We start from the raw sequence: 303 nt of genomic DNA, 5'->3' as shown, positions 1-303 counted from the left end.
AAGAACGCAGACCCCGAAGTAAAGGCGCAGCTCCGTCTGGCTCTTCTGACCTGATGCAAAATTTACCACGCATTTCAAAGCAATTCCAGCCCATGCAGAAGATTCCCACGAAAAAGCCGACTGTGCAAAAACCGTGCATTGACCGTGCAAGCCCCGAATTTTCGGGGTTACATAACGAAAAAGAGCGTCAATTCTTACGATTCAACGCTCTTTTATTGGTGCACCTCCAGGGACTCGAACCCTGGGCCCACTGATTAAGAGTCAGTTGCTCTACCAACTGAGCTAGAGGTGCATATGGTGACC

The 303-nt window shown here is 49.5% G+C and carries 1 tRNA gene; it reads right to left on the bottom strand.

Features of this window, described 5'->3' with window-relative positions:
• Window positions 1-216: 216 nt before the first annotated feature.
• Window positions 217-292, bottom strand: a tRNA-Lys gene (locus P0G09_RS18485).
• Window positions 293-303: the final 11 nt, after the last annotated feature.

The sequence above is a fragment of the Faecalibacterium sp. DFI.5.82 genome (assembly GCF_029076575.1).
GTDB lineage: Bacteria > Bacillota > Clostridia > Oscillospirales > Ruminococcaceae > Faecalibacterium > Faecalibacterium duncaniae.
This window is presented reverse-complemented; position numbering and strand designations above follow the sequence as displayed.